Origin of the sequence: Providencia sp. PROV223 (genome assembly GCF_028479245.1) — a bacterium.
Taxonomy (GTDB): Bacteria; Pseudomonadota; Gammaproteobacteria; order Enterobacterales; family Enterobacteriaceae; genus Providencia; species Providencia rettgeri.
The window spans coordinates 29,447-50,020 of the sequence record NZ_JAMPNG010000006.1; the positions used below are offsets into that span (position 1 = coordinate 29,447).

General features: G+C 42.4%; 22 protein-coding genes. 3 read left to right on the forward strand and 19 right to left on the reverse strand.

The window, feature by feature from the left end; translation table 11 throughout:
- Positions 1-337: 337 nt before the first annotated feature.
- The 18 genes from nagZ to yceD all read right to left on the reverse strand — a co-directional run bounded on the left by nagZ (position 338) and on the right by yceD (position 14,317).
- Positions 338-1,357 carry a beta-N-acetylhexosaminidase gene (gene nagZ, locus PR767_RS08960; protein ID WP_109911603.1) on the reverse strand — a complete coding sequence of 340 codons (1,020 nt, stop codon included), beginning with the start codon at positions 1,355-1,357 and terminating at the stop codon, positions 338-340.
- Positions 1,358-1,421: 64 nt separating this feature from the next.
- Entirely contained in the window at positions 1,422-2,324 is a 903-nt protein-coding gene (locus PR767_RS08965; RefSeq protein ID WP_227024156.1) for a phosphotransferase, read from the reverse strand.
- Positions 2,287-2,865: a penicillin-binding protein activator LpoB gene (gene lpoB / locus PR767_RS08970; protein WP_004911798.1), complete on the reverse strand. Its 579-nt coding sequence runs from the start codon at positions 2,863-2,865 to the stop codon at positions 2,287-2,289. Before lpoB ends, PR767_RS08965 begins: the two co-directional genes overlap by 38 nt.
- 2 nt (positions 2,866-2,867) lie before the next feature.
- The gene (locus tag PR767_RS08975; protein ID WP_004911800.1) at positions 2,868-3,260 is read right to left on the reverse strand and encodes a YcfL family protein; all 393 of its coding nucleotides are present in this window, start codon (positions 3,258-3,260) and stop codon (positions 2,868-2,870) included.
- Between the two features lie 19 nt (positions 3,261-3,279).
- Positions 3,280-3,630, reverse strand: coding sequence for a purine nucleoside phosphoramidase (gene hinT / locus PR767_RS08980; RefSeq protein ID WP_004911802.1), 351 nt, complete (start codon positions 3,628-3,630; stop codon positions 3,280-3,282).
- Positions 3,631-3,670: 40 nt separating this feature from the next.
- A complete protein-coding gene (locus tag PR767_RS08985) occupies positions 3,671-4,462 on the reverse strand; it encodes a metal-dependent hydrolase (RefSeq protein ID WP_109911601.1) in 792 nt (263 codons plus the stop codon).
- 12 nt (positions 4,463-4,474) lie between these two features.
- On the reverse strand, positions 4,475-5,467 hold the full coding sequence (gene holB / locus PR767_RS08990; protein WP_117162362.1) for a DNA polymerase III subunit delta': 993 nt from the start codon (positions 5,465-5,467) through the stop codon (positions 4,475-4,477).
- 24 nt (positions 5,468-5,491) lie between these two features.
- The gene (gene tmk, locus PR767_RS08995) at positions 5,492-6,121 is read right to left on the reverse strand and encodes a dTMP kinase (protein ID WP_272520187.1); all 630 of its coding nucleotides are present in this window, start codon (positions 6,119-6,121) and stop codon (positions 5,492-5,494) included.
- Positions 6,122-6,126: 5 nt separating this feature from the next.
- Complete coding sequence (gene mltG / locus PR767_RS09000) at positions 6,127-7,149, reverse strand: endolytic transglycosylase MltG (protein ID WP_272520188.1); 1,023 nt, start codon at positions 7,147-7,149, stop codon at positions 6,127-6,129.
- A 52-nt stretch (positions 7,150-7,201) separates the two neighbouring features.
- Positions 7,202-8,032 carry an aminodeoxychorismate lyase gene (gene pabC, locus PR767_RS09005; RefSeq protein ID WP_272520189.1) on the reverse strand — a complete coding sequence of 277 codons (831 nt, stop codon included), beginning with the start codon at positions 8,030-8,032 and terminating at the stop codon, positions 7,202-7,204.
- 150 nt (positions 8,033-8,182) lie between these two features.
- Positions 8,183-9,433 carry a beta-ketoacyl-ACP synthase II gene (gene fabF, locus PR767_RS09010; RefSeq protein ID WP_272520190.1) on the reverse strand — a complete coding sequence of 417 codons (1,251 nt, stop codon included), beginning with the start codon at positions 9,431-9,433 and terminating at the stop codon, positions 8,183-8,185.
- 78 nt (positions 9,434-9,511) lie between these two features.
- Entirely contained in the window at positions 9,512-9,748 is a 237-nt protein-coding gene (acpP, locus tag PR767_RS09015; protein WP_004253236.1) for an acyl carrier protein, read from the reverse strand.
- 155 nt (positions 9,749-9,903) lie between these two features.
- The gene (fabG, locus tag PR767_RS09020; RefSeq protein ID WP_004253233.1) at positions 9,904-10,638 is read right to left on the reverse strand and encodes a 3-oxoacyl-ACP reductase FabG; all 735 of its coding nucleotides are present in this window, start codon (positions 10,636-10,638) and stop codon (positions 9,904-9,906) included.
- A 7-nt stretch (positions 10,639-10,645) separates the two neighbouring features.
- Positions 10,646-11,578 (reverse strand): ACP S-malonyltransferase, encoded by a 933-nt coding sequence (gene fabD, locus PR767_RS09025; protein ID WP_272520191.1) that lies wholly within the window; start codon positions 11,576-11,578, stop codon positions 10,646-10,648.
- An 18-nt stretch (positions 11,579-11,596) separates the two neighbouring features.
- Complete coding sequence (locus PR767_RS09030) at positions 11,597-12,547, reverse strand: beta-ketoacyl-ACP synthase III (protein WP_004911829.1); 951 nt, start codon at positions 12,545-12,547, stop codon at positions 11,597-11,599.
- Between the two features lie 9 nt (positions 12,548-12,556).
- The gene (plsX, locus tag PR767_RS09035; protein WP_004911832.1) at positions 12,557-13,597 is read right to left on the reverse strand and encodes a phosphate acyltransferase PlsX; all 1,041 of its coding nucleotides are present in this window, start codon (positions 13,595-13,597) and stop codon (positions 12,557-12,559) included.
- Positions 13,598-13,609: 12 nt separating this feature from the next.
- Positions 13,610-13,780 carry a 50S ribosomal protein L32 gene (gene rpmF, locus PR767_RS09040; protein WP_004253223.1) on the reverse strand — a complete coding sequence of 57 codons (171 nt, stop codon included), beginning with the start codon at positions 13,778-13,780 and terminating at the stop codon, positions 13,610-13,612.
- 12 nt (positions 13,781-13,792) lie between these two features.
- Positions 13,793-14,317: a 23S rRNA accumulation protein YceD gene (yceD, locus tag PR767_RS09045; protein ID WP_004911841.1), complete on the reverse strand. Its 525-nt coding sequence runs from the start codon at positions 14,315-14,317 to the stop codon at positions 13,793-13,795.
- A gap of 143 nt (positions 14,318-14,460) precedes the next feature.
- Between yceD and PR767_RS09050 the strand changes: the two genes are divergently transcribed.
- Positions 14,461-15,048, forward strand: coding sequence for a Maf family protein (locus PR767_RS09050; protein WP_164528739.1), 588 nt, complete (start codon positions 14,461-14,463; stop codon positions 15,046-15,048).
- 43 nt (positions 15,049-15,091) lie between these two features.
- On the opposite strand, the gene rluC is transcribed toward PR767_RS09050, so the two are convergent.
- Positions 15,092-16,051: a 23S rRNA pseudouridine(955/2504/2580) synthase RluC gene (gene rluC / locus PR767_RS09055; RefSeq protein ID WP_109911596.1), complete on the reverse strand. Its 960-nt coding sequence runs from the start codon at positions 16,049-16,051 to the stop codon at positions 15,092-15,094.
- Positions 16,052-16,594: 543 nt separating this feature from the next.
- Between rluC and rne the strand changes: the two genes are divergently transcribed.
- Positions 16,595-19,855, forward strand: a complete 3,261-nt coding sequence (rne, locus tag PR767_RS09060; RefSeq protein ID WP_272520192.1) for a ribonuclease E — start codon at positions 16,595-16,597, stop codon at positions 19,853-19,855.
- Positions 19,856-20,054: 199 nt separating this feature from the next.
- Positions 20,055-20,345 (forward strand): putative quinol monooxygenase, encoded by a 291-nt coding sequence (locus tag PR767_RS09065; protein ID WP_272520193.1) that lies wholly within the window; start codon positions 20,055-20,057, stop codon positions 20,343-20,345.
- The last annotated feature ends 229 nt before the right edge of the window (positions 20,346-20,574 follow it).

Sequence of the window (20,574 nt, forward strand, 5' to 3'; positions counted from 1 at the left end):
AAAACAGACCATAATCCAAATTTCCAGTTATTTATTTTAAGTAAACTCAAAATACAATTAACAATAAATATAATTATTAATATTTTCATTTTTTTATTTCAATAAAAAATCATCTAATTATTTTTAATAGTGAAATAAGTATTGATTCATTTTATCTAAAGCAATTTCAAATAACATTGAGATTAACTGTGCAATTATTAATGAAGTTACGGGTAACTTTTACTGTGGGCAATAATTTTATTATTTTATTTATGCATAATCATGGGCTTTATGATGTGTATTGATACAAAAAAGGCCAGTAAATAAAATACTGGCCCTTTAGATATCATTGAAATTATTAGCGATATTCTTGCCAACGTGAATGCAAGTCAACCAGTTGACGATGACTTTCTTTCCAACGCCCAACGGCTTGTAATTCTGTTAAGCTATATTGTCGACCACTATGATATAGCTTAGAAGCTTGGCTATCATGTTGTTTTGGTAAATTATCTAAAACACTGACAGCACCTTCACGATTATTACAGACTAAAATCATGTCACACCCAGCATTCAATGAAGCCTGTGCTCTCTCGGGATAACTTCCCATAACCGCCGCACCTTCCATCGATAAATCATCAGAGAAGATAACCCCCTGAAACCCAAGTTGTTCTCTCAATACTGATTTTAACCAAAATGGCGATCCACTCGCCGGACGGTCATCAGCTTGAGTATAAATAACATGGGCAGGCATAACCGCATCGAGTAGCTCTCGTTGAATAAAATCTTTAAATATCAACATATCTTTACCACGGATCTTCTCTAAAGTGCGGTCATCGCGTGGTGTTTCTTTGTGTGAGTCAGCTTTCACAGCGCCATGACCAGGAAAGTGTTTTCCTGTTGTTTTCATTCCCGCACTGCGCATGCCTTTAATAAAACGCTCCGCCATAACCATGGCAATTTCAGGATCTTCGTGGAATGAGCGTTCGCCTATCGCAATACTTTGATGGCCAAGGTCCAGAACAGGTGCGAAACTAATATCAATATCCATGGCTATCATCTCTGATGCCATTAACCAGCCCGCCTCTTCAGCAAGCTTGGCGCCATCCATTTCACTATTGAGCGCGGCAAATGCCTGAGCAGAAGGCAATGCGGTGAAACCTTCACGAAAACGCTGTACTCGACCACCTTCTTGGTCAACGGCTATCAACAACCGGTGTCTTGATGCGTCACGAATTTGGCGAACAAGCTCTCGTAATTGCGCTGCATCATGAAAGTTACGGGTAAATAATATTAAGCCGCCCACGGATGGGTGTGCTAATATTTCGCGCTCTTCATTGTCCAATTCATAACCCTGAACATCTAGCATTATAGGACCCATAACATGCCTCACTTATTAAACAAATTATCTCAATTCGATACTGTTTTCTGATAGCTTTCAGCCATCAACCTAATAAACCAAAATATTGTCTTAATGACTGTGAGTGTAACAAAAAGTCAGATGACTGGCTTTCATTCCACTGCACTTCATACCACATTAATGTCATATATTTTACCCAAGGTGCCCATGATTGACAGCTTTTCGCCAATTGCTGTTTGTCACGATAAGCACCGTGAATATCACAATATTGCGTTAAGAAAAAATCTCGCTGAATGTCAGTCAGACCATTAAATTGAAAATAGGTTTCTAAAGAAAAAGCGATATCTGTATTGGCTGCATATTCCCAATCCAATAGCATTAACTGCCCTGTTGATGTACGAACAATATTTTTTGCATGAATATCCATATGGGCAGGAGCCAGTTTCAGCGTTTTGGGAAATGCATCAGAGGTAAAATGACGATGTAATTTTTTCCAGCGAGGCGAAAACCTTTTTTTATCAATTAAATAGCCATAATGTGATATTTCATCGCGTAGTTGTAAATGATACCCCAGCAGTGGAGCGCGATGTAATTGTGTGACTATATTTGCAAGCTCGCACTGAAAACTAGGTAACAGAAAAGTATTATTATCAGGGTGTTGTCCTTCACACCACCCTAATAATAACCATTGCACATTTCGGCCAATCACTTTAGGTGTAAATGAATAAGCGCGTAATTGCTGCAATATCCGCGCTTCTTTCTTTCGGTCAACATACAAAGCAGTTTGTGCATTTCCATCAGCGCGCGCGATAAGCTTTATTTCACTACCAGATAAGGAACATTGCAACAAAAAGCTTCCACCTGATAGCCCTGTTAGCGAAGATATTTTCCAATCATGGACAGAGATTGTTGGAAAACACAACGCTAACAGCCGAAAAAGCGACTGCGGGTTACTCAATATTGTGCTTTCCAGTCCAAATAATTTCACCTGTTTGCACTTCCATCAATTGCATTTCAAGGCTTCTTTCTTTGTTGGAGCCTGACATCACGCTGTAGATCACATACTCTGCTTGAACATAGCGGCCTAACCCTATCGCTTTGCTACGGGTTACTAAGCTGTCTTCTTGTGATAAACCGAGTGTTTTACGTGCAGAACTCACCACACTGGCAGGAACAACTTTAAAGCGATTCGTATTTTCAACCGCGGTTGTCATAACTGATGTCACAGCCTGCACAGGCAGTGAGCCATTCGTATTATTTTTCACTGAGTCAACTAACAATACTTTGCCACTTTCTACCCCATCCGCACTCACCATTTGATTAACTAAAGGCGTAATGGAAGCTGACCAATCTATAGTTTGTTGTTTTGGTGGAGTTGGCACAACATCAACGGGTGGCGGAGTCACTTCCGGTTGTTTTTCAGGCTCGACGGGCACTATCGGGGGTTGTGTACCTGGTTGTTGAGGTGGATATGAAGGGCAGCCAGCCAAAATTAATGTCGCGGCAGCAACCATTAAAATGCGTTTCATTATTATTCTCCGGCCTTTGGCGATAAAAATACATGAACACGTACATTTGTTGCACGTGGAGAGGAAGTCACGGCACGAACTTTCGCAACAGAATTCGCCGCAATTTGCTGATGCATAATATTTGAAGTGTCTACTTTTAACCCTTGCTTATCATACCAATATAAACGATAAGCAATATTGACCACTTCAGATTGCGAATTACTCATATTGATCGTGGCGATAGTTTGGTGATTTTCATTACCTATCACTGGGTTTTCGACAATGACCCCTTGTGCAAGTACTGCTGGCTCCATAATGATGCGCTGTTGCTCATTAAAAACCAGTCCTTGTGTCTTTTTAAATACGCAACCACTTAGCAACACGGTTACCAAAGCAAGTAATGCAATACGGTTCATCGTCGACCCCTATACCTTATTATTTCGCCAATAGAGGGCCTAATGGGCGACCACCCACTAGATGCATGTGGATATGAAACACTTCTTGGCCTGAATGTTCATTACAGTTCATGATTAAACGGTAACCATTCTCTGCAATACCTTCTTCTTTGGCAATTTTAGCCGCTACAGTAAACAAACGGCCTAACGCTAGTTCGTCATCCGCAGTAACATCATTTACAGTCGGAATTAATTTATTAGGGATGATAAGAATATGTGATGGTGCTTGTGGTGAAATGTCACGAAATGCCGTGACAAGTTCGTCTTGGTAAACCACATCTGCCGGGATCTCGCGACGGATAATTTTACTGAAAATCGTTTCTTCTGCCATTTCAATTTCCTTAGTCATTTAATCGTTCTTGTGAACTAATTTATACGTTATTTGTACCAACATTTAAATGAAACAAACGATTGAAGTTTTGCGTCGTAATTTCAGCAAGCTGCTCAACACTAACGCCCTTCAGCACGGCCATGTACTCAATAACATCCCGAACGTACGCAGGTTGGTTTTCCCTACCACGATGAGGAACAGGAGCCAAGTATGGAGAGTCGGTTTCGACTAAAATGCGATCTAAAGGAACAACTCGGGCGGCTTCTCTAATTTGTTCCGCATTGCGAAATGTGACGATCCCTGAAAATGAGATATACATGCCCAAATCGAGTAGTTCCACTGCCGTATCTTTATCTTCAGTAAAGCAGTGTAATACCCCACCACAATCCATCACGTTTTCTTCGCGTAAAATAGATAACGTATCTTCTCGTGCCGCACGAGTATGTACAATAACCGGTTTATTCACTTCACGACCGATACGAATGTGCTGACGAAAAGACTCTTGTTGTAGTGCAGCATTTTCTTGCTGGTAATAGTAATCCAGCCCAGTTTCTCCTAGCGCAACGACTTCGTTTCCTGCCGCTAATTGCGCTAGTCGTGCAAAATCATATCCCTCGTCTAAATTAAGGGGATGAATACCACATGAAAAAGCGATATTGTCACGCAGACCAATCATTTTCTTCATGCTTTCAAAACCGTGCAACGTCGTTGCAACCGCTAACATGAAGCGAACATCACGAGCCGAGGCCTTTGCGATAACATCATCGACATTCGTGTGTAACTTTTCATAATCTAAACAGTCGAGATGACAGTGTGAATCAACAACAAACATATTTAACTCTTTTTAAAATGTAGGGACAGCCAATGAAGCTTCCCATTGTAATAATTGATTTGTCAGAATCAGTTCCTGATTCAATGCAGGAACTGTCAGTAATTGATGACGGCAATATAACCACTTATCATACATATTTATTAACTGAGTACGATTCATAGCACCGGCTAATTGTAGGACTTGAGACTGCTGATCTTGGTTGATGCAAAAAGCCCCCGCACCTTGTTGAATTTTAATGGCATCCGTAAATAAGCTGAGTAGCCAATTTAAGGCATCAGGCACCTCATCGATATTCAAACTAGGCAGCAAACTCAACATATCACCCGTTTGCAATGCATGGCTTAAACTATGACATAGTGCATTACGTTTTTGCCAACGTTGTTCGTCCAATAAAGCTAGCGCAGAAACCGGTGCACCTTGGCATATTTTTAATGCCGTTATCGCATTTTCAGTAGCAATACCTGGTTTTTGCTTTTGCAGCCAATAGAGTGCTATTTGTAAATCGGGTGCAGGTAAGAAATGACTTAGACAACGGCTGCGAATAGTTGCAAGCAAATCCTCTTGTTTATCACTTCCTAATAAAAAATAAGTGTCTTTTGCTGGCTCTTCCAATGTTTTCAATAACGCATTAGCTGCCGCATCTGTCAATGCCTCAACTTGTGGAATATACACCACTTTATTACCACTTTGTTGGGCATGGCGACTCAAGGTTTCAATTAATTTCCTAACCGCATCGACACTAACAGTCGACTTTCCTTTCTCTACCTCAAGAATATGATAATCAGGATGATTGCCTGCAAGCATCAAACGGCAACTGTGGCATTGTCCACAGCTTTTTAGCCCGTCTCTTTCTTGGCAAATAAGCCAACGACTAATTCCATAGCATAGCGCTTGCGCACCATTTCCCGGCATTGAATGAAGCAGTAACGCGTGGTGGCCTCGACCGCTTTGGTACGCAGTAATGATTTGTCGGTAAGGTTCATTTAACCAAGGATACCAATTCATGGGATTAATACCTTATGTGGTTTATCAAGCACGCGCTAACCATTCGGTCAGCATTTGGCGAATATCATGCTGTACTTGCTCAATGTTTTGGCTTGCATCAATAGTGAGTATCGTTTCATCACCCACGGCCAACTCAAGATAACGGCGGCGTGTTCTTTCGAAAAATGCTAACGACTCTTTTTCAATTCTATCTAATTCACCTCTAGACCTTGCTCGCTGCAAACCTAATTCAGGTGGTAAATCAAGGTATAACGTTAATGAAGGTTTGAAATCCCCCAACACTAAGTCACGTAATGATTGCATCAAATGACGGTCAATTTCACGTCCACCACCCTGATACGCTTGGGAAGATAAATCATGACGGTCACCGACCACCCATTTGCCCGCCGCTAATGCAGGACGAATCACTGTTTCAACCAGTTGTACACGGGCAGCATAAAGCATGAGCAACTCAGCCTTATCAGTGACCTTATCACCCGCAATGCCTTGCTTTACTAGCTCGCGTAATTTTTCTGCCAGTGGGGTACCCCCAGGCTCACGAGTGAATACAATATCTGTGATCCCGGCTTGGTTCAACGTATCGACAACCGTGTTGATTGCTGTCGTTTTACCAGCGCCTTCAAGACCTTCAATAACAATAAATTGGTTTTTCATTTTTATCAGTTTTGCTGTTCAAATTGGCGGTAAACTTTAACGGCACGATTGTGGTCGTTTAAATTACGACTAAAAGTATGCCCACCTTTACCATCTGCGACAAAGAATATGTAATCCGTTTTAGCTGGATGTGCTGCAGCTTTTAACGATGCAAGGCTTGGCATTGCAATCGGTGTGGGTGGCAAACCATCAATCTTATAAGTATTGTACGGAGTATAATTATCTAAATCACTACGATAAATTTTACCGCGATACTTGTCGCCTAACCCATAGATGACGGTTGGGTCGGTTTGCAAACGCATATTTTTCTTTAGGCGGTTAACAAACACGGAAGCAACTTGGGCCCTTTCACTATCAACACCGGTTTCTTTTTCAATAATCGAAGCCATAATAAGCATTTCATAGGCATTTTTATAGGGTAAATCCCTATCTCGCCCTTTCCACTCTTCATCAAGGCTGTTTTGCATACGTTTATAAGCACGTTTCAGGATTTCAGCATCTGTTGTTCCCGCTGTGTATAAATAGGTATCAGGATACAACCATCCTTCTAAAGTACCTTCCTCGTTAAACCCAATAAGCGCATGCAGTTCTGTCGGGGTTAAGTTGGTGGTTTTATGCTCTAAATAAGGCGCATCTCGTAAAATATTACCCCAATCACTCAAGCGATTACCTTCAATAAAACGGATTGAAAACTGTGCTTCTTTACCACTCACAATTAATTGTAGGAGCTGTTCAATGTTCATTCCCGGTTGCAGGCGGTAAGTTCCCGCTTTTAGCTGAGCCAGTTCAGGACGTAGTTTGAGCAACCATTGGAATTCATTCCCTTTTTCAAGAATTTTATCTTCAATAAGTAACCCTTCAAATGCAACACGCCCAGTTCCTGCAGGAACTGTGAAGATTTTTTCTTGTGTGATACTGATAGGCGTTTTGGCATAGTTCAATACCTGACGGTATTGCCAATAGACAGCGACTGCAACAATAGCAGCCAAGGTAACGGCGATGAGAAGGATTTTTTTGGCTAATTTCATTTATTGACCATTTCAATGCGTGTGTTGGTAATAATTAATTCATTTATAAAAACTAAATTTTGCAACGCAAAAATAAATACTCAAACAACTCACGAGACGCAAATTGCAATGGCGGACACTGTTGACTCATTTGAATGCTTTGTACTGGTAAAACTGGCATCAACGTATTACAAATAATTACTTCATCACAATGAGTTAACACGTTAGCAAAGCGTTCGACCTGCTGAAGATGGTACTGGCTATCCTCTAGTAGTGATATGATCTTTTGTCTCATTAATCCATTTACCCCACTATGAGATAAAACTGGGGTGTATACTGCTTGCCCAACTCGCCAGAAAACATTCGCACTACAACATTCAACAATAATACCGTCGGTGTCTAGCACAATCGCTTCATCTGCATCAAGTTCATCAACCTCTTGTTTGATAAGAACTTGCTCCAGACGGTTGAGGTGTTTCATTCCTGCTAGTAATGGGTTACGAGCTAACGGAATTTGGCTGAGAACGAGGCGTGCCCCTTTACACTGTAGCTGAACATAATTATTTGGGAAGGGAGAAACACTGACTATCACCGTCGGCGAGGTAAAACCTTTCGCGCTATATCCTCTACCACCTACACCACGGCTTAGGATGACTTTAATCACAAACTCGTCTTGAGTTTGTTCTGCACAAATCTGCTTTAGATGCTCTACCAAGCTTTCCCAATCTGGCTGTGCAATTTTTAATCTTTGGCTATCATGCTGTAACCGGGCGATGTGCTCATTTAACATTTTAGCTTGCTGATTAACGCCATGTATGGTCGTAAAGCAGCCGTCCCCAAAAGAGACTGCGCGATCGGTAACACTTATTTGCTGGCAAAGTTGCCCATTAACCCAATATGACATTGATAATACTTATAATAAAAGCTGATAAATCAGACATTAATCAAGTGGGATTATCATAAACTAAAGCGAAGAACTGTGCAAAGAACTGGACAAAATAAAGCCCCAGCCACATTAAGTGACTAGGGCTAATTAATAACGGTAATAGATTAATTATTCGCCGTGATAACGACGGAAAATTAATGAACCGTTGGTGCCACCAAAACCAAATGAGTTACATAGAGCGAACTCCATATTCTCAACTTTACGTGCTTCACCTGGAACAAAGTCCAGTTTGCACGCTTCATCTGGGTTATCCAGATTAATGGTTGGCGGAACAATTTGATCGCACAATGACAAAACGGTAAAAATTGACTCAATAGCGCCCGCAGCACCAAGTAAGTGCCCAGTCATTGATTTGGTTGAGCTGACTAATACCTCTGTGCCTTCACCAAATACATTAACAACCGCTTGTGCTTCTGCCAAATCACCGGCAGGAGTTGAAGTACCGTGAGCATTGATGTACCCCACGTCACTGGCTTTAATACCTGCATCTTTCAGTGCATTTTCCATCGCAAGTGCAGCACCCGCACCATTTTCAGGTGGTGATGTCATATGATAAGCATCACTGCTCATCCCAAACCCTGCGATTTCAGCATAAATTTTTGCACCGCGCGCTTTCGCATGTTCATATTCTTCAAGAATAATGATACCTGCGCCATCTCCCAGAACAAAACCATCACGGTCTTTATCCCATGGGCGACTTGCCGCTTGCGGGTCATCGTTGCGAGTCGATAATGCACGCGCTGCACCAAAACCGGCCACACCGAGTGGTGTTGTCGCTTTTTCAGCACCGCCTGCAACCATTACATCGGCGTCACCGTAAGCAATCATACGTGCTGCATGGCCAATATTATGCACACCTGATGTACAGGCTGTTGCAATTGAAATACTTGGGCCACGGAAACCATACATAATGCTTAAATGACCAGCCACCATATTAATGATGGTCGATGGTACGAAGAATGGGCTTACCTTGCGAGGTCCACCGTGCAGTAATGACTCACAGTTGTCCTGAATTAAGCCTAACCCACCAATACCAGAACCAATCGCTGCACCAATTCGAGTAGCATTGGCTTCTGTTACTTCCAATCCAGCATCTTTAAAGGCTTGAAAGCCCGCGGCGATACCATATTGGATAAATGGGTCCATTTTCTTAGCATCTTTGCGGGAGATGCCAAATTCTTCGTAATTGAAATCTTTTACTAAGCCAGCAAATTTAGTTGCGTGGTTAGTAGTATCAAAATGATCGATTAGGCTGATACCACTCTGTCCGTCACAAACAGCTTTCCATGATGACTCAACTGTGTTGCCGACAGGAGATAACATGCCCAGTCCGGTTACGACTACACGACGCTTAGACACGTATTTCCTCCAAGGAGGGAAAAGTTACAAAAGGAACATAGGCGATCGAGTGATCGCCTAGATAAGTTTTTCGTACAATTATTTAGATGCGTTCTCGACGTAGTCAATCGCAGCCTGTACTGTTGTGATCTTTTCAGCTTCTTCGTCAGGGATTTCGCAATCGAACTCTTCTTCCAGAGCCATAACCAGCTCAACTGTGTCAAGAGAATCAGCGCCCAAGTCATCAACAAATGAAGCTGTATTTACAACTTCTTCCTCTTTAACACCCAGTTGTTCAACGATGATTTTCTTAACGCGTTCTTCGATAGTGCTCATACTATTAAAATTCCTATCAAAACTCGCTTTCGCGATGGTTTTCGTAGTTTATGAAATACAGGAAAAGATACAACCCAATCCCGGCTGTTGGAACTATTATTTTGCATTATTTAGCGTTAGATAACACTAATAATGCAAATAGTTCCATCATTTCTTTAGATCATGTACATGCCACCATTGACATGCAATGTTTCACCTGTGATGTAAGCAGCTTCATCAGAAGCTAAAAACGCTACAGCACTGGCAATTTCTTGTGCATCACCCAGTCTATCCGCAGGAACCTGAGATAAAATGCCTGCACGCTGTTCATCTGTCAATGCTTTAGTCATATCAGTTTCGATAAAACCAGGTGCAACGACGTTGACAGTGATACCACGAGAAGCGACTTCACGAGCCAATGATTTACTAAAACCAATTAACCCTGCTTTCGCTGCTGCATAGTTAGTTTGCCCCGCATTTCCCATCACACCGACAACGGATGCAATTGAAATAATACGTCCACAACGTTTTTTCATCATGGCACGCAAAACGGATTTAGACAAACGGTAAACGGATGAAAGATTGGTGTCAATAATATCTTGCCATTCATCTTCTTTCATACGCATCAATAGGTTATCACGAGTGATACCTGCATTATTAATCAAAATATCAATTTCACCAAATTCTTCACGGATTTTGGTCAAAGTTTCTTCGATTGATGCTGCATCAGTCACGTTTAACGCTAAACCTTTACCTTTACCATCAAGATAAGCGGTAATGGCTTCTGCGCCTTTTTCGCTGGTTGCTGTTCCGATAACGGTAGCACCACGAGCAATTAATGTTAAAGCAATAGCTTTACCAATTCCACGACTCGCGCCTGTTACCAGTGCAATTTTTCCTTCAAAGCTCATGTCGTCCTCAGCTATTTTCTAAAGCAGTGCTTAATGATACAGGATCATTGACTGCGACGGCAGTTAAATTAGAGACAATTCGCTTGGTAAGACCAGTCAATACTTTTCCTGGACCTACTTCAATAAGATGTTCAACACCTTGATCTGCCATTAATTCTACTGTTTCCGTCCAGCGTACTGGATTATACAGTTGACGGACTAAAGCATCACGAATATTTTGTGCCAATTTCTCAATTTTAACATCAACATTGTTAATAACTGGATAGTCTGGCTCACAAAAATCAATTTTTTCTAACGCTTCGGCTAATTTATCAGCAGCTGGCTTCATTAATGCACAATGAGACGGGACGCTAACAGATAATGGCAACGCACGTTTAGCCCCCGCTTCTTTACATGCGATACCCGCACGTTCAACTGCTGCTTTTTCACCCGCAATCACGACTTGGCCCGGTGAGTTAAAATTAACCGGTGAAACAACTTGGCCTTGAGAAGCTTCTTGGCAAGCTTTTTCAATTGATTCGTTATCCAAACCAATAATGGCATACATCGCACCAGTGCCTTCAGGAACGGCTTCTTGCATGAGTTTTCCGCGCAATTCAACCAGTTTAATCGCTTGTTTAAAGTCGATAACACCCGCGCAAACTAAAGCAGAATATTCACCAAGGCTGTGACCCGCCATGATCGCAGGCATCGCGCCATTTTTGACTTTCCAAACACGGAAAATAGCCACAGAAGCTGCCAATAAAGCAGGCTGTGTTTGCCATGTTTTGTTTAATTCTTCTTCTGGCCCATTTTGTACTAACGCCCAGAGATCGTAACCCAATGCTTCCGATGCTTCAGCGAATGTTTGCTCAACAAGCTGATTTTCTTCAGCCAATGCTGCTAACATCCCTAAAGACTGAGAACCCTGTCCGGGAAATACCATAGCAAATTGTGTCATGTCTATTTTCTCAGTTAATTAAAAACGAACCAATGCAGAGCCCCAAGTGAAACCGCCACCGAAGGCTTCTAAAAGCACAAGTTGACCACGCTGAATACGACCATCACGCACCGCTTCATCCAACGCTGTAGGAACTGATGCTGCTGAAGTATTACCGTGACGGTCTAATGTGACAACGACTTTATCCATTGTCATATCTAATTTTTTCGCCGTCGCAGAGATAATTCTTAAATTTGCTTGATGTGGGACCAACCAATCAAGTTCTTCTTTGGCTATACCGCTTTGTGCCAGTGTCTCATCAACAATATGTGCTAATTCGCGCACTGCAACTTTAAAGACTTCATTACCTGTCATGGTCAAATAGGCAGGGTCTTCAGAGCAACGGCTACGATTAGGTAATGTGAGTAAATCCCCATAACGGCCATCGGCATGTAAATGCGTCGAAATAATACCCGGCTCTTCAGATTCGCCGATAACAACAGCCCCTGCCGCATCACCAAATAAAATAATCGTGCCACGATCTGCTGGGTCTAATGTTTTAGATAAAGCATCAGCACCAATAACTAATGCTTTTTTGGTCATACCTGTTTTGACGAATTGATCAGCAATACTAATCGCATAGGTAAAACCTGCACATGCTGCTGCGACATCAAATGCCGCACAATCTTGAATACCTAGCATCTGTTGAATTTGGCAAGCAGCGCTAGGAAAAGCGTGAGTTGCTGATGTGGTTGCAACGATAATCAAACCAATGTCAGTTGCATCGACTTGCGCCATGTCTAACGCATTTTTGGCAGCTTGAAAACCCATCACTGAGACACTTTCATCTTCGTTGGCAATTCTTCTTTCATGTATGCCAGTGCGTGTCACAATCCACTCATCAGAAGTATCAACCATTTTTTCCAGATCAGCATTGGTACGTACTTGTGCTGGTAAGTAGCTGCCTGTTCCTAAGATTTTACTGTACATAGCCATAGGTTATTGATCACTCCTGGGTAAAACAATATTTAGTCGCGCTGTTATTCTTTCTGGGACTTGTTTTTCAACAGCTTGTACTGCGCGGTCAATAGCCGCTTTGAAAGCGCCTTCATTCGCTGCACCATGACTCTTGATGACAATACCTTTTAATCCTAACAGAGTCGCACCGTTATACTGGTCGGGGTTCATGTCCCCAAAACGTTTCATTAAACGTTTTTTTAACCATTTTTTCGCCAGTTGCATAAACCAACTGCTTTTTTTATGTTGATCACCGGTCGATTTTATCAATGAAAGGATGACGCGTATTACGCCTTCCATCGTCTTCAATGAGACATTACCTGCGAAGCCGTCACACACTAACACATCGGTTTTACCTGTCAGTAATTCGTTACCTTCTACATAACCAATGTAATTAATTGATGATGTTTCTTTTAATACTGAGGCGGCTTCGCGGATATTATCCAGACCTTTACTCTCTTCTTCGCCAATATTCAGTAACGCGACTCTCGGTTTAGAAATGTTAACCACTTCTTCTGCCATCACGGAACCCATTACGGCAAATTGGACTAGCATATCACTACTACAGTTAACATTAGCGCCTAAATCTAGCACAACTGTTTGGCTTTTTTGCTGATTAGGTAAGATGGTCATTAGCGCTGGGCGCTCAATCCCCTCTATAGACTTTAGCATTAATTTTGCTAGCCCCATCAGCGCACCCGTATTCCCCGCACTCACGCACGCTTGTGCCTGCCCTGTCTTCACTAACTCTAAGGCCACTCGCATCGAGGTTCCTTTGCTTTGTCTTATCGCATTTGATGGTTTTGCATCGTTTGCGATAATACCGTCCGCAGGAATAATTTCGACACGCGAGATTTGCTCAGCACTTTGGTGTGCAAGCAAAGGTTGAATGGCTTCGGGTTGACCGACAAGCAGTAATTTGAGTGCTGGATTAGATGCCAGTGCCTGCAATGCAGCAGGCACCGTGACGCGGGGACCAACATCCCCGCCCATAGCATCTAACGCAATGGTTAGATTAGCCAAGGTAACAACAAATTACTTGTTGATAACCTTACGGCCACGGTAGTAACCATCTGCAGTCACATGGTGACGCAGGTGAGTTTCACCGGAAGTTTTATCTACAGAAACTAGGGTAGCAGTCAGTGCATCATGTGAACGACGCATACCGCGTTTTGAACGAGTTGGTTTATTCTGTTGTACGGCCATTGACCTTACTCCTTAAGTACTTTTCTTTAAACTGGCTAATACGGCAAATGGGTTTGGTTTTTCTGCCTCGGGAGGCAGTTCACCATACACCATGTCCGCTTCGGACACTTCACAGTGTTCAGAATCATGAACCGGAACAACTGGTAAGGATAGAATTATTTCATCTTCTATCATTCCCAGCAAATCTATTTCACCAAATTCATCAATTTGAATCGGTTCGTAGAGCTCCGGTAATGCTTCGGCCTTTTCGTCATTGACGACAGGACTAAAACAATACGATACGTAGGCATGATGCTTGAAATTTTTTCCGCAACGTTGGCATTGGAGGGTGAGATCCACATCGGATTTCCCTTCGATAACCGTGAGACGTTGTTTATCAATATTAAATGATAATTCGGTTTCTACATCACTGTCTACACTGACTACTGATTCTGCAAGACGTGCAACTTGCTCAGGTGTATAACTCCCGACATAGTCGAGGTTTTTCTGAGCTGCACGCTGCGCATCGATAGTCAGGGGTAATTTTACCTTTTGCATAAGGCGCGCATATTAACTTTGTAATGAGCTATAGTCAAAGAAAAAGGCGGGGTAAACTCGCCTTTTCACCAAAAAACCGTAGGTTTTACGTTTTATAGTTTAAAATGAGTTAACCCTTTTGGCTACGAGTTTCGAGAAAAATCATGAAATCGATTATTTTGGCGTCAACTTCAACCTACCGACAAGCCCTACTAAAAAAACTGGGATTACCTTTTTTAGCAGTGGCCCCCAATATTGATGAGTCCCCCATTTTGAATGAGTCGGCTCAGGCTTTAGTTATGCGTTTATCTCATGCAAAGGCTAACGCACTCTCAGCTCAATACTCTCAGCACTTGATTATTGGCTCTGATCAAGTTTGTGTTATTGATAATAAAATTATGGGGAAACCGCATAATTTTGAAAACGCTTTTCAGCAGCTTAAATCCGCGTCAGGTAATAAGGTCACTTTTTATACTGGACTATGCCTGCTTGATACTGAAACAGATAAATTTAATGTGCAGTGTGAATTGTTTCACGTTCATTTCAGGCAACTATCTGATGCAGAAATAACGAATTACCTACTTAAAGATGAACCTTATCAATGCGCAGGGAGCTTTAAATCAGAAGGACTAGGAATTAGTTTATTTGAGCGTTTAGAAGGGCGTGACCCCAATACGTTAGTTGGGCTTCCGCTTATTTTATTACTCGAAATGTTACGTCCACACCAAGTTAGCCCATTATTTGATAATTAATCCTTTATACTGGCAGGGAAAACCTGCCAGTTAATCAAATGACTTACTTTTCTGCTTTACGGCTACGTAATATTTTTAGGCAGTGATTCAATTGGTTATCTAAAGGGGCTTGCAAACGCATCTCTTCACCCGTTTTAGGGTGCGTAAATTTCAATGCACTCGCATGCAAAAATAAGCGATTTAAACCTGTCCCTGCCAGTTGGCTATCAAATTGCTTGTCACCGTACCGGTCATCAAATGCAATAGGATGCCCTGCATAAAGTGTATGAACACGTATTTGATGTGTCCGCCCCGTGACAGGGCTCGCTTTTACCAAAGTTGCATTATCAAACCGTTCTTCCACTTTAAAACGCGTCTCTGACGGTTTTCCTTCACTGCTCACTTTAACGACTCGCTCGCCACTTTGTAGAATGTTTTTAAGTAAAGGGGCTTGAATAACTTTCATGTGCGACTGCCAGTTGCCTCTTACGAGTGCTAAATAATCCTTTTGCATTTGTTTTAAACGCAATTGTTCGTGTAACGCTCGAAGTGCTGAACGCTTTTTAGCCACCAATAAAATACCTGAGGTGTCTCTATCAAGACGATGAACTAACTCAAGGAAACGCGCTTCTGGACGTAACGCTCTTAAACCTTCAATAACACCAAAGCTTAAACCACTCCCACCATGAACAGCAGTTCCCGATGGTTTATTCAGCACTAAGAGAACGTCATCTTCAAATAAAATGCAATTCGCTAATGCAGCGACTTTATCCAGTTTGGCCGAAACCGGTGCGGTTTCACGCTCAGCAACCCTAACGGGAGGAACGCGCACTTGGTCCCCTTCGACTAATTTATATTCAGGCTTTATCCGCCCCTTGTTAACACGCACTTCCCCTTTGCGGATAATGCGATAAATCATACTCTTTGGCACACCTTTAAGTTTAGTGAGCAAAAAGTTATCGATACGTTGCCCAGCTTCGTCATCGCTGATGTCAATAAATTGAACTTGATTTTGTGTATTCATTCGGGAATGCGTTAACTCTAATTGATGAAAATATGCGCTTATTTGCTTTCCCTATCATACCGACTCCACAAAATTTTTTATGTTTTTTTTTAATTTGGTTATTTTCTGCATGATTTATCCTATTTCTAAATAAAATTTCCATATAACTTCCGTATCGACTTGCTATAATGGCTATGGCAATGGAATAATATGAAGTTGCTGAGATGTTTAAAAAACGAAAGTTAACGTTTTATAGGATTTCTTATTTGATGGCGTAACAATGCAGCAATGGCGTAAGACATTTAGCAACATCAAATAAATTAGCGAGCAACGAATTTTGGCTTATTGGGTTAGGAACTTCCGTTTTCTTTAATAACTTACGGCATCCTGATTAAGAACGCTGAATTTTTAATCTAAAAATCAGGTTCACCGAATACTGCGCGTCTCTATACGAACGACTGCCGCGAGGCAGACGGTTTTGTAAAAATCACGAGGCCATCGGTTTACAGTAGCTCTTTCTTTCGCTGCTCTTTATTTAAAAGAAAATAATGAGTAAGTAATAACATGAAAAGAATGCTAATAAACGCAACTCAACAGGAAGAGTTGCGTGTTGCCCTTGTTGACGGGCAACGTCTCTATGATTTGGATATTGAAAGTCCCGGTCATGAGCAAAAAAAGGCCAATATCTATAAAGGTAAAATCACTCGTATCGAACCTAGTCTTGAAGCTGCTTTTGTTGACTACGGCGCTGAAAGACACGGTTTCCTTCCTATCAAAGAAATCGCTCGTGAATATTTCCCAAGCAACTATCACTCTCAAGGTCGTCCTAACATCAAAGATGTGTTAAAAGAAGGCCAAGAAGTTATCGTTCAAGTGGATAAAGAAGAGCGTGGCAATAAAGGTGCGGCACTAACTACCTTCATTAGCTTGGCAGGAAGTTACCTCGTTTTAATGCCAAATAACCCACGTGCGGGGGGCATTTCACGTCGCATCGAAGGTGAAGATCGAACTGAACTAAAAGAAGCACTGTCTTCTTTACAAATTCCAGACGGCATGGGCTTAATCGTTCGTACCGCAGGTGTAGGTAAATCGGCAGAATCGCTGCAACAAGATTTACTCTACCGTTTACGTCACTGGGAAGCGATTCAAAAAGCCGCTGAAAATCGCCCTGCACCGTTCTTGATTCACCAAGAAAGTAACGTTATTGTCCGCGCATTCCGTGATTATCTGCGCCCAGATATCGGCGAAATTCTGATCGACAACCCAAAAGTTGTTGAAATGGCACGCAACCATATCGAAGCTATCGGTCGTGGTGATTTTGCAAGCAAAATCAAACACTACAGTGGTGATGTTCCTCTGTTTAGCCATTACCAAATTGAATCACAAATCGAATCTGCGTTCCAGCGTGAAGTTCGCTTGCCATCAGGCGGTGCATTAGTTATTGATACCACTGAAGCATTGACCGCTATCGATATCAACTCTTCACGTTCAACACGTGGTGGAGATATCGAAGAAACTGCATTCAACACTAACTTAGAAGCGGCTGATGAAATTGCACGTCAATTGCGTCTACGCGACTTGGGTGGTTTGATTGTTATCGACTTTATCGATATGACCCCCGTTAGGCATCAACGAGAAGTTGAAAACCGCCTACGTGAAGCGGTACGTCAAGACCGTGCACGCATTCAAATTGCACGCATCTCGCGCTTTGGGTTATTGGAGATGTCACGTCAACGTTTGAGCCCTTCTTTAGGTGAGTCAAGCCACCATGTGTGCCCTCGCTGTACAGGGACGGGAACCATTCGTGACAACGAATCACTTTCTCTGTCTGTTCTTCGTCTTATTGAAGAAGAAGCACTGAAAGAAAATACCCATGAAGTGCATGCCATTGTCCCCGTACAAATCGCCTCTTACCTGCTGAACGAAAAACGCAAAGCGGTCAGTGATATCGAACAACGCCAAAGCCATGTCCGTGTTGTTGTTGTTCCTAATGACCAAATGCAAACTCCGCATTTCCACGTGATCCGTATTCGTAAGGGTGAAGAAGTTAACACTCTGAGCTACAACTTAGCGCAATATCACGAAACAGAAACTTTAACGCAAAGTGATGAAACTACCGCTGAGCGTAAAGTCCCTGAACAACCTGCAATTTCAGCTTTTGCACTGCAAGAACCTGTTGATGTATCTACGGCCGTTAAACCGAAAGAAACAGCAACAAAAGCACCTGTTAAATCAGCGGTGGCTGAACCTGCATCCCCTAGTCTGTTCAGCAAAATTGCGGCATTCTTTAAAGGCCTGTTTGGCGAAGAAGAAAAAGTGGTTGAGAAACCAGCGCCGAAAAGCCGCAATAATAATGAGCGCCGTCGTAATAATGATCGTCGCAACAATAACCGTCGTAATAATAATCGTCGTGACCGCGATGAAAATGAAACACGCGATAACCGTGATAATCGCAATAACCGTAATGCGCCATCGGATGATGCGAACACTCGCAATAAAGGCCGTAATAACAAAAATACGAGCCAACAAGATGAGCAAACTACTGACAATGCGAATCGTGATAATCAGCAACAACGTCGTGAACAACGCGCTGAACGTCGCCGTCGTCAAGATGAAAAACGTCAACAGCAAGTTGCTAAATCACAACAAGATGTTCAGCAAGACAATGTAGAGAATGCGGCTGAAAAGGAAGAAGAACAACGTCCTGTTACGCCACGTCGCCAACGTCGTCAATTGACACAAAAAATCCGTGTAACAGACAACGAACAAGTGGCTGAAGTGACTGAAGTCGCGGAGGCAATGCCTGTTGCTGCATTACCAGCACTCGTTGCCCCTACTACCCCAGTTGAAAGTGACGCACAAACTGACGACCTGCAAGAGTTAAACACTCAAGCAGAAGGCGAAGAAAAGCAAGACACCATCATTCCACGACGCTCACGTCGTTCACCACGTCACTTACGTGTCAGTGGGCAACGTCGCCGTCGTTATCGTGATGAACGCCATCTAACTAAATCACCAATGCCATTAATCGCTGCCGTTGCCTCACCTGAGCTGGCGTCTGGCAAAGTATTTATTCATTACCCAATTGCCCAGCCTCAACAAGAAAGCATGGCAATCATCACTAATGAAGAAATGCTTGAACAACAAAGTATTAATGATGCTCCTGTAGCAGAAACGACAAATGTTACCCCGTCACAAAGTAGCGTGATAGTCACTCCTGTCGTGGCTGAGGAAGTTAAACAAGAGTCGCATGACACTCCAGTGGAAACTGTTAATACTGAAGAAACGTCTTTAGTTAACGAAGCAACTACTGTCGAACACATTATTGAATCAACACCGATTGCCACCGATGAAACTAACGTTACGCAGGAAGTTGAAACCGTCGAAGTAGTAAAAGAGGCTGTAGAAATAGTGGCTGAGGTTATTGAGCCACAAGTTGAAATTGTTCAAACAGAAACGGTTGAAAACGTTACTATCGTGGACGAACAAACGGCACCTGTTATTGCCAATGACGTGGTTAATGAAGTCGTTGAAGAAGCGCAGCTTTCTCAAGTTACTGTCACGGCTTCAACCGAGGCAGTCATCGACCCTGTTGCTTCTGTAGCTGAACCCGCGACGGTAGCAAGCAGCCCAGCAGTCAGCTTACATAAACGTCATGCTTATTCTCCAATGACAAAAGCACCAGCCCCTACAGTTGCTGCTGCGCCATTTGAGATAACAGAATTCCAGCGTGAAGCCTCTACCTTTGAAGGTAAAGGTGGCGCAGGTGGCCACGTTGCTTCAAACGTCGCAACCTCTGAAATGGCAAAACCCGCCAGCTTCTAACACGCGACAACATTAAATATCTAAGCCTTGCTGGGAAACTAGCAAGGCTTTTTTTATTTTCAATGATGGGATAAATAATTAATTTACTCATTAAAAAATTTCATCGTTCAACGAACATTTGATATTGCATTCTCAATTTACATAAGGTTATATGACTGTTGTTATATACAGTGCACTTACAAGCCAACTGGAGCTGTTTATGTTGAAAGTCATTGCGGAAGATTTTATTCAAAACGAAGCGATTGAGATTGTTATGCCGTTATACCATGAATTGGTCGCTGCGACTAAACAAGAACCATTGTGTATCAGTTATGACCTTTACGTTGACCAAAAAGATCCTGGGCATTTTATTTTTATTGAGGAATGGCCGAATCAAGAAGCGCTCGATATTCACTGTGCCAGCGAACATTTCAAACGCCTGGTTCCGCTCATTAACCAGTATCAAAAAGCCGCACCAACATTTAAGTTTATGAATAGTGCTTTTGAATAAACACATTAGATAAATAAAACTCTAGAAACATACATAAGTATATCGCTAAGGCGAGTGTGCGACACCAACACTGCTTATAGCCCTAAATAAAATACAATGATATTAATCCTCTAAATAGTTCGGCCTGTCGCTAGGCGGCGAGCTAAACAAGACCCTAGGAGCATACACAAGTATGTGACTAGGGCGAGTGTGCGACGCCAACAACGCGACAGGCCGAAATATGACGAGG

What these genes read in the sequence shown, in the direction of transcription:
- nagZ (WP_109911603.1), bottom strand. Translation starts at nt 1,357, where the DNA reads ATGGGTCCTATAATGCTAGATGTTCAGGGTTATGAATTGGACAATGAA.
- lpoB (WP_004911798.1), bottom strand. Translation starts at nt 2,865, where the DNA reads ATGAAACGCATTTTAATGGTTGCTGCCGCGACATTAATTTTGGCTGGC.
- PR767_RS08975 (WP_004911800.1), bottom strand. Translation starts at nt 3,260, where the DNA reads ATGAACCGTATTGCATTACTTGCTTTGGTAACCGTGTTGCTAAGTGGT.
- hinT (WP_004911802.1), bottom strand. Translation starts at nt 3,630, where the DNA reads ATGGCAGAAGAAACGATTTTCAGTAAAATTATCCGTCGCGAGATCCCG.
- PR767_RS08985 (WP_109911601.1), bottom strand. Translation starts at nt 4,462, where the DNA reads ATGTTTGTTGTTGATTCACACTGTCATCTCGACTGTTTAGATTATGAA.
- holB (WP_117162362.1), bottom strand. Translation starts at nt 5,467, where the DNA reads ATGAATTGGTATCCTTGGTTAAATGAACCTTACCGACAAATCATTACT.
- tmk (WP_272520187.1), bottom strand. Translation starts at nt 6,121, where the DNA reads ATGAAAAACCAATTTATTGTTATTGAAGGTCTTGAAGGCGCTGGTAAA.
- mltG (WP_272520188.1), bottom strand. Translation starts at nt 7,149, where the DNA reads ATGAAATTAGCCAAAAAAATCCTTCTCATCGCCGTTACCTTGGCTGCT.
- pabC (WP_272520189.1), bottom strand. Translation starts at nt 8,032, where the DNA reads ATGTCATATTGGGTTAATGGGCAACTTTGCCAGCAAATAAGTGTTACC.
- acpP (WP_004253236.1), bottom strand. Translation starts at nt 9,748, where the DNA reads ATGAGCACTATCGAAGAACGCGTTAAGAAAATCATCGTTGAACAACTG.
- fabG (WP_004253233.1), bottom strand. Translation starts at nt 10,638, where the DNA reads ATGAGCTTTGAAGGAAAAATTGCACTGGTAACAGGCGCGAGTCGTGGA.
- fabD (WP_272520191.1), bottom strand. Translation starts at nt 11,578, where the DNA reads ATGACACAATTTGCTATGGTATTTCCCGGACAGGGTTCTCAGTCTTTA.
- PR767_RS09030 (WP_004911829.1), bottom strand. Translation starts at nt 12,547, where the DNA reads ATGTACAGTAAAATCTTAGGAACAGGCAGCTACTTACCAGCACAAGTA.
- rpmF (WP_004253223.1), bottom strand. Translation starts at nt 13,780, where the DNA reads ATGGCCGTACAACAGAATAAACCAACTCGTTCAAAACGCGGTATGCGT.
- yceD (WP_004911841.1), bottom strand. Translation starts at nt 14,317, where the DNA reads ATGCAAAAGGTAAAATTACCCCTGACTATCGATGCGCAGCGTGCAGCT.
- PR767_RS09050 (WP_164528739.1), top strand. Translation starts at nt 14,461, where the DNA reads ATGAAATCGATTATTTTGGCGTCAACTTCAACCTACCGACAAGCCCTA.
- rluC (WP_109911596.1), bottom strand. Translation starts at nt 16,051, where the DNA reads ATGAATACACAAAATCAAGTTCAATTTATTGACATCAGCGATGACGAA.
- rne (WP_272520192.1), top strand. Translation starts at nt 16,595, where the DNA reads ATGAAAAGAATGCTAATAAACGCAACTCAACAGGAAGAGTTGCGTGTT.
- PR767_RS09065 (WP_272520193.1), top strand. Translation starts at nt 20,055, where the DNA reads ATGTTGAAAGTCATTGCGGAAGATTTTATTCAAAACGAAGCGATTGAG.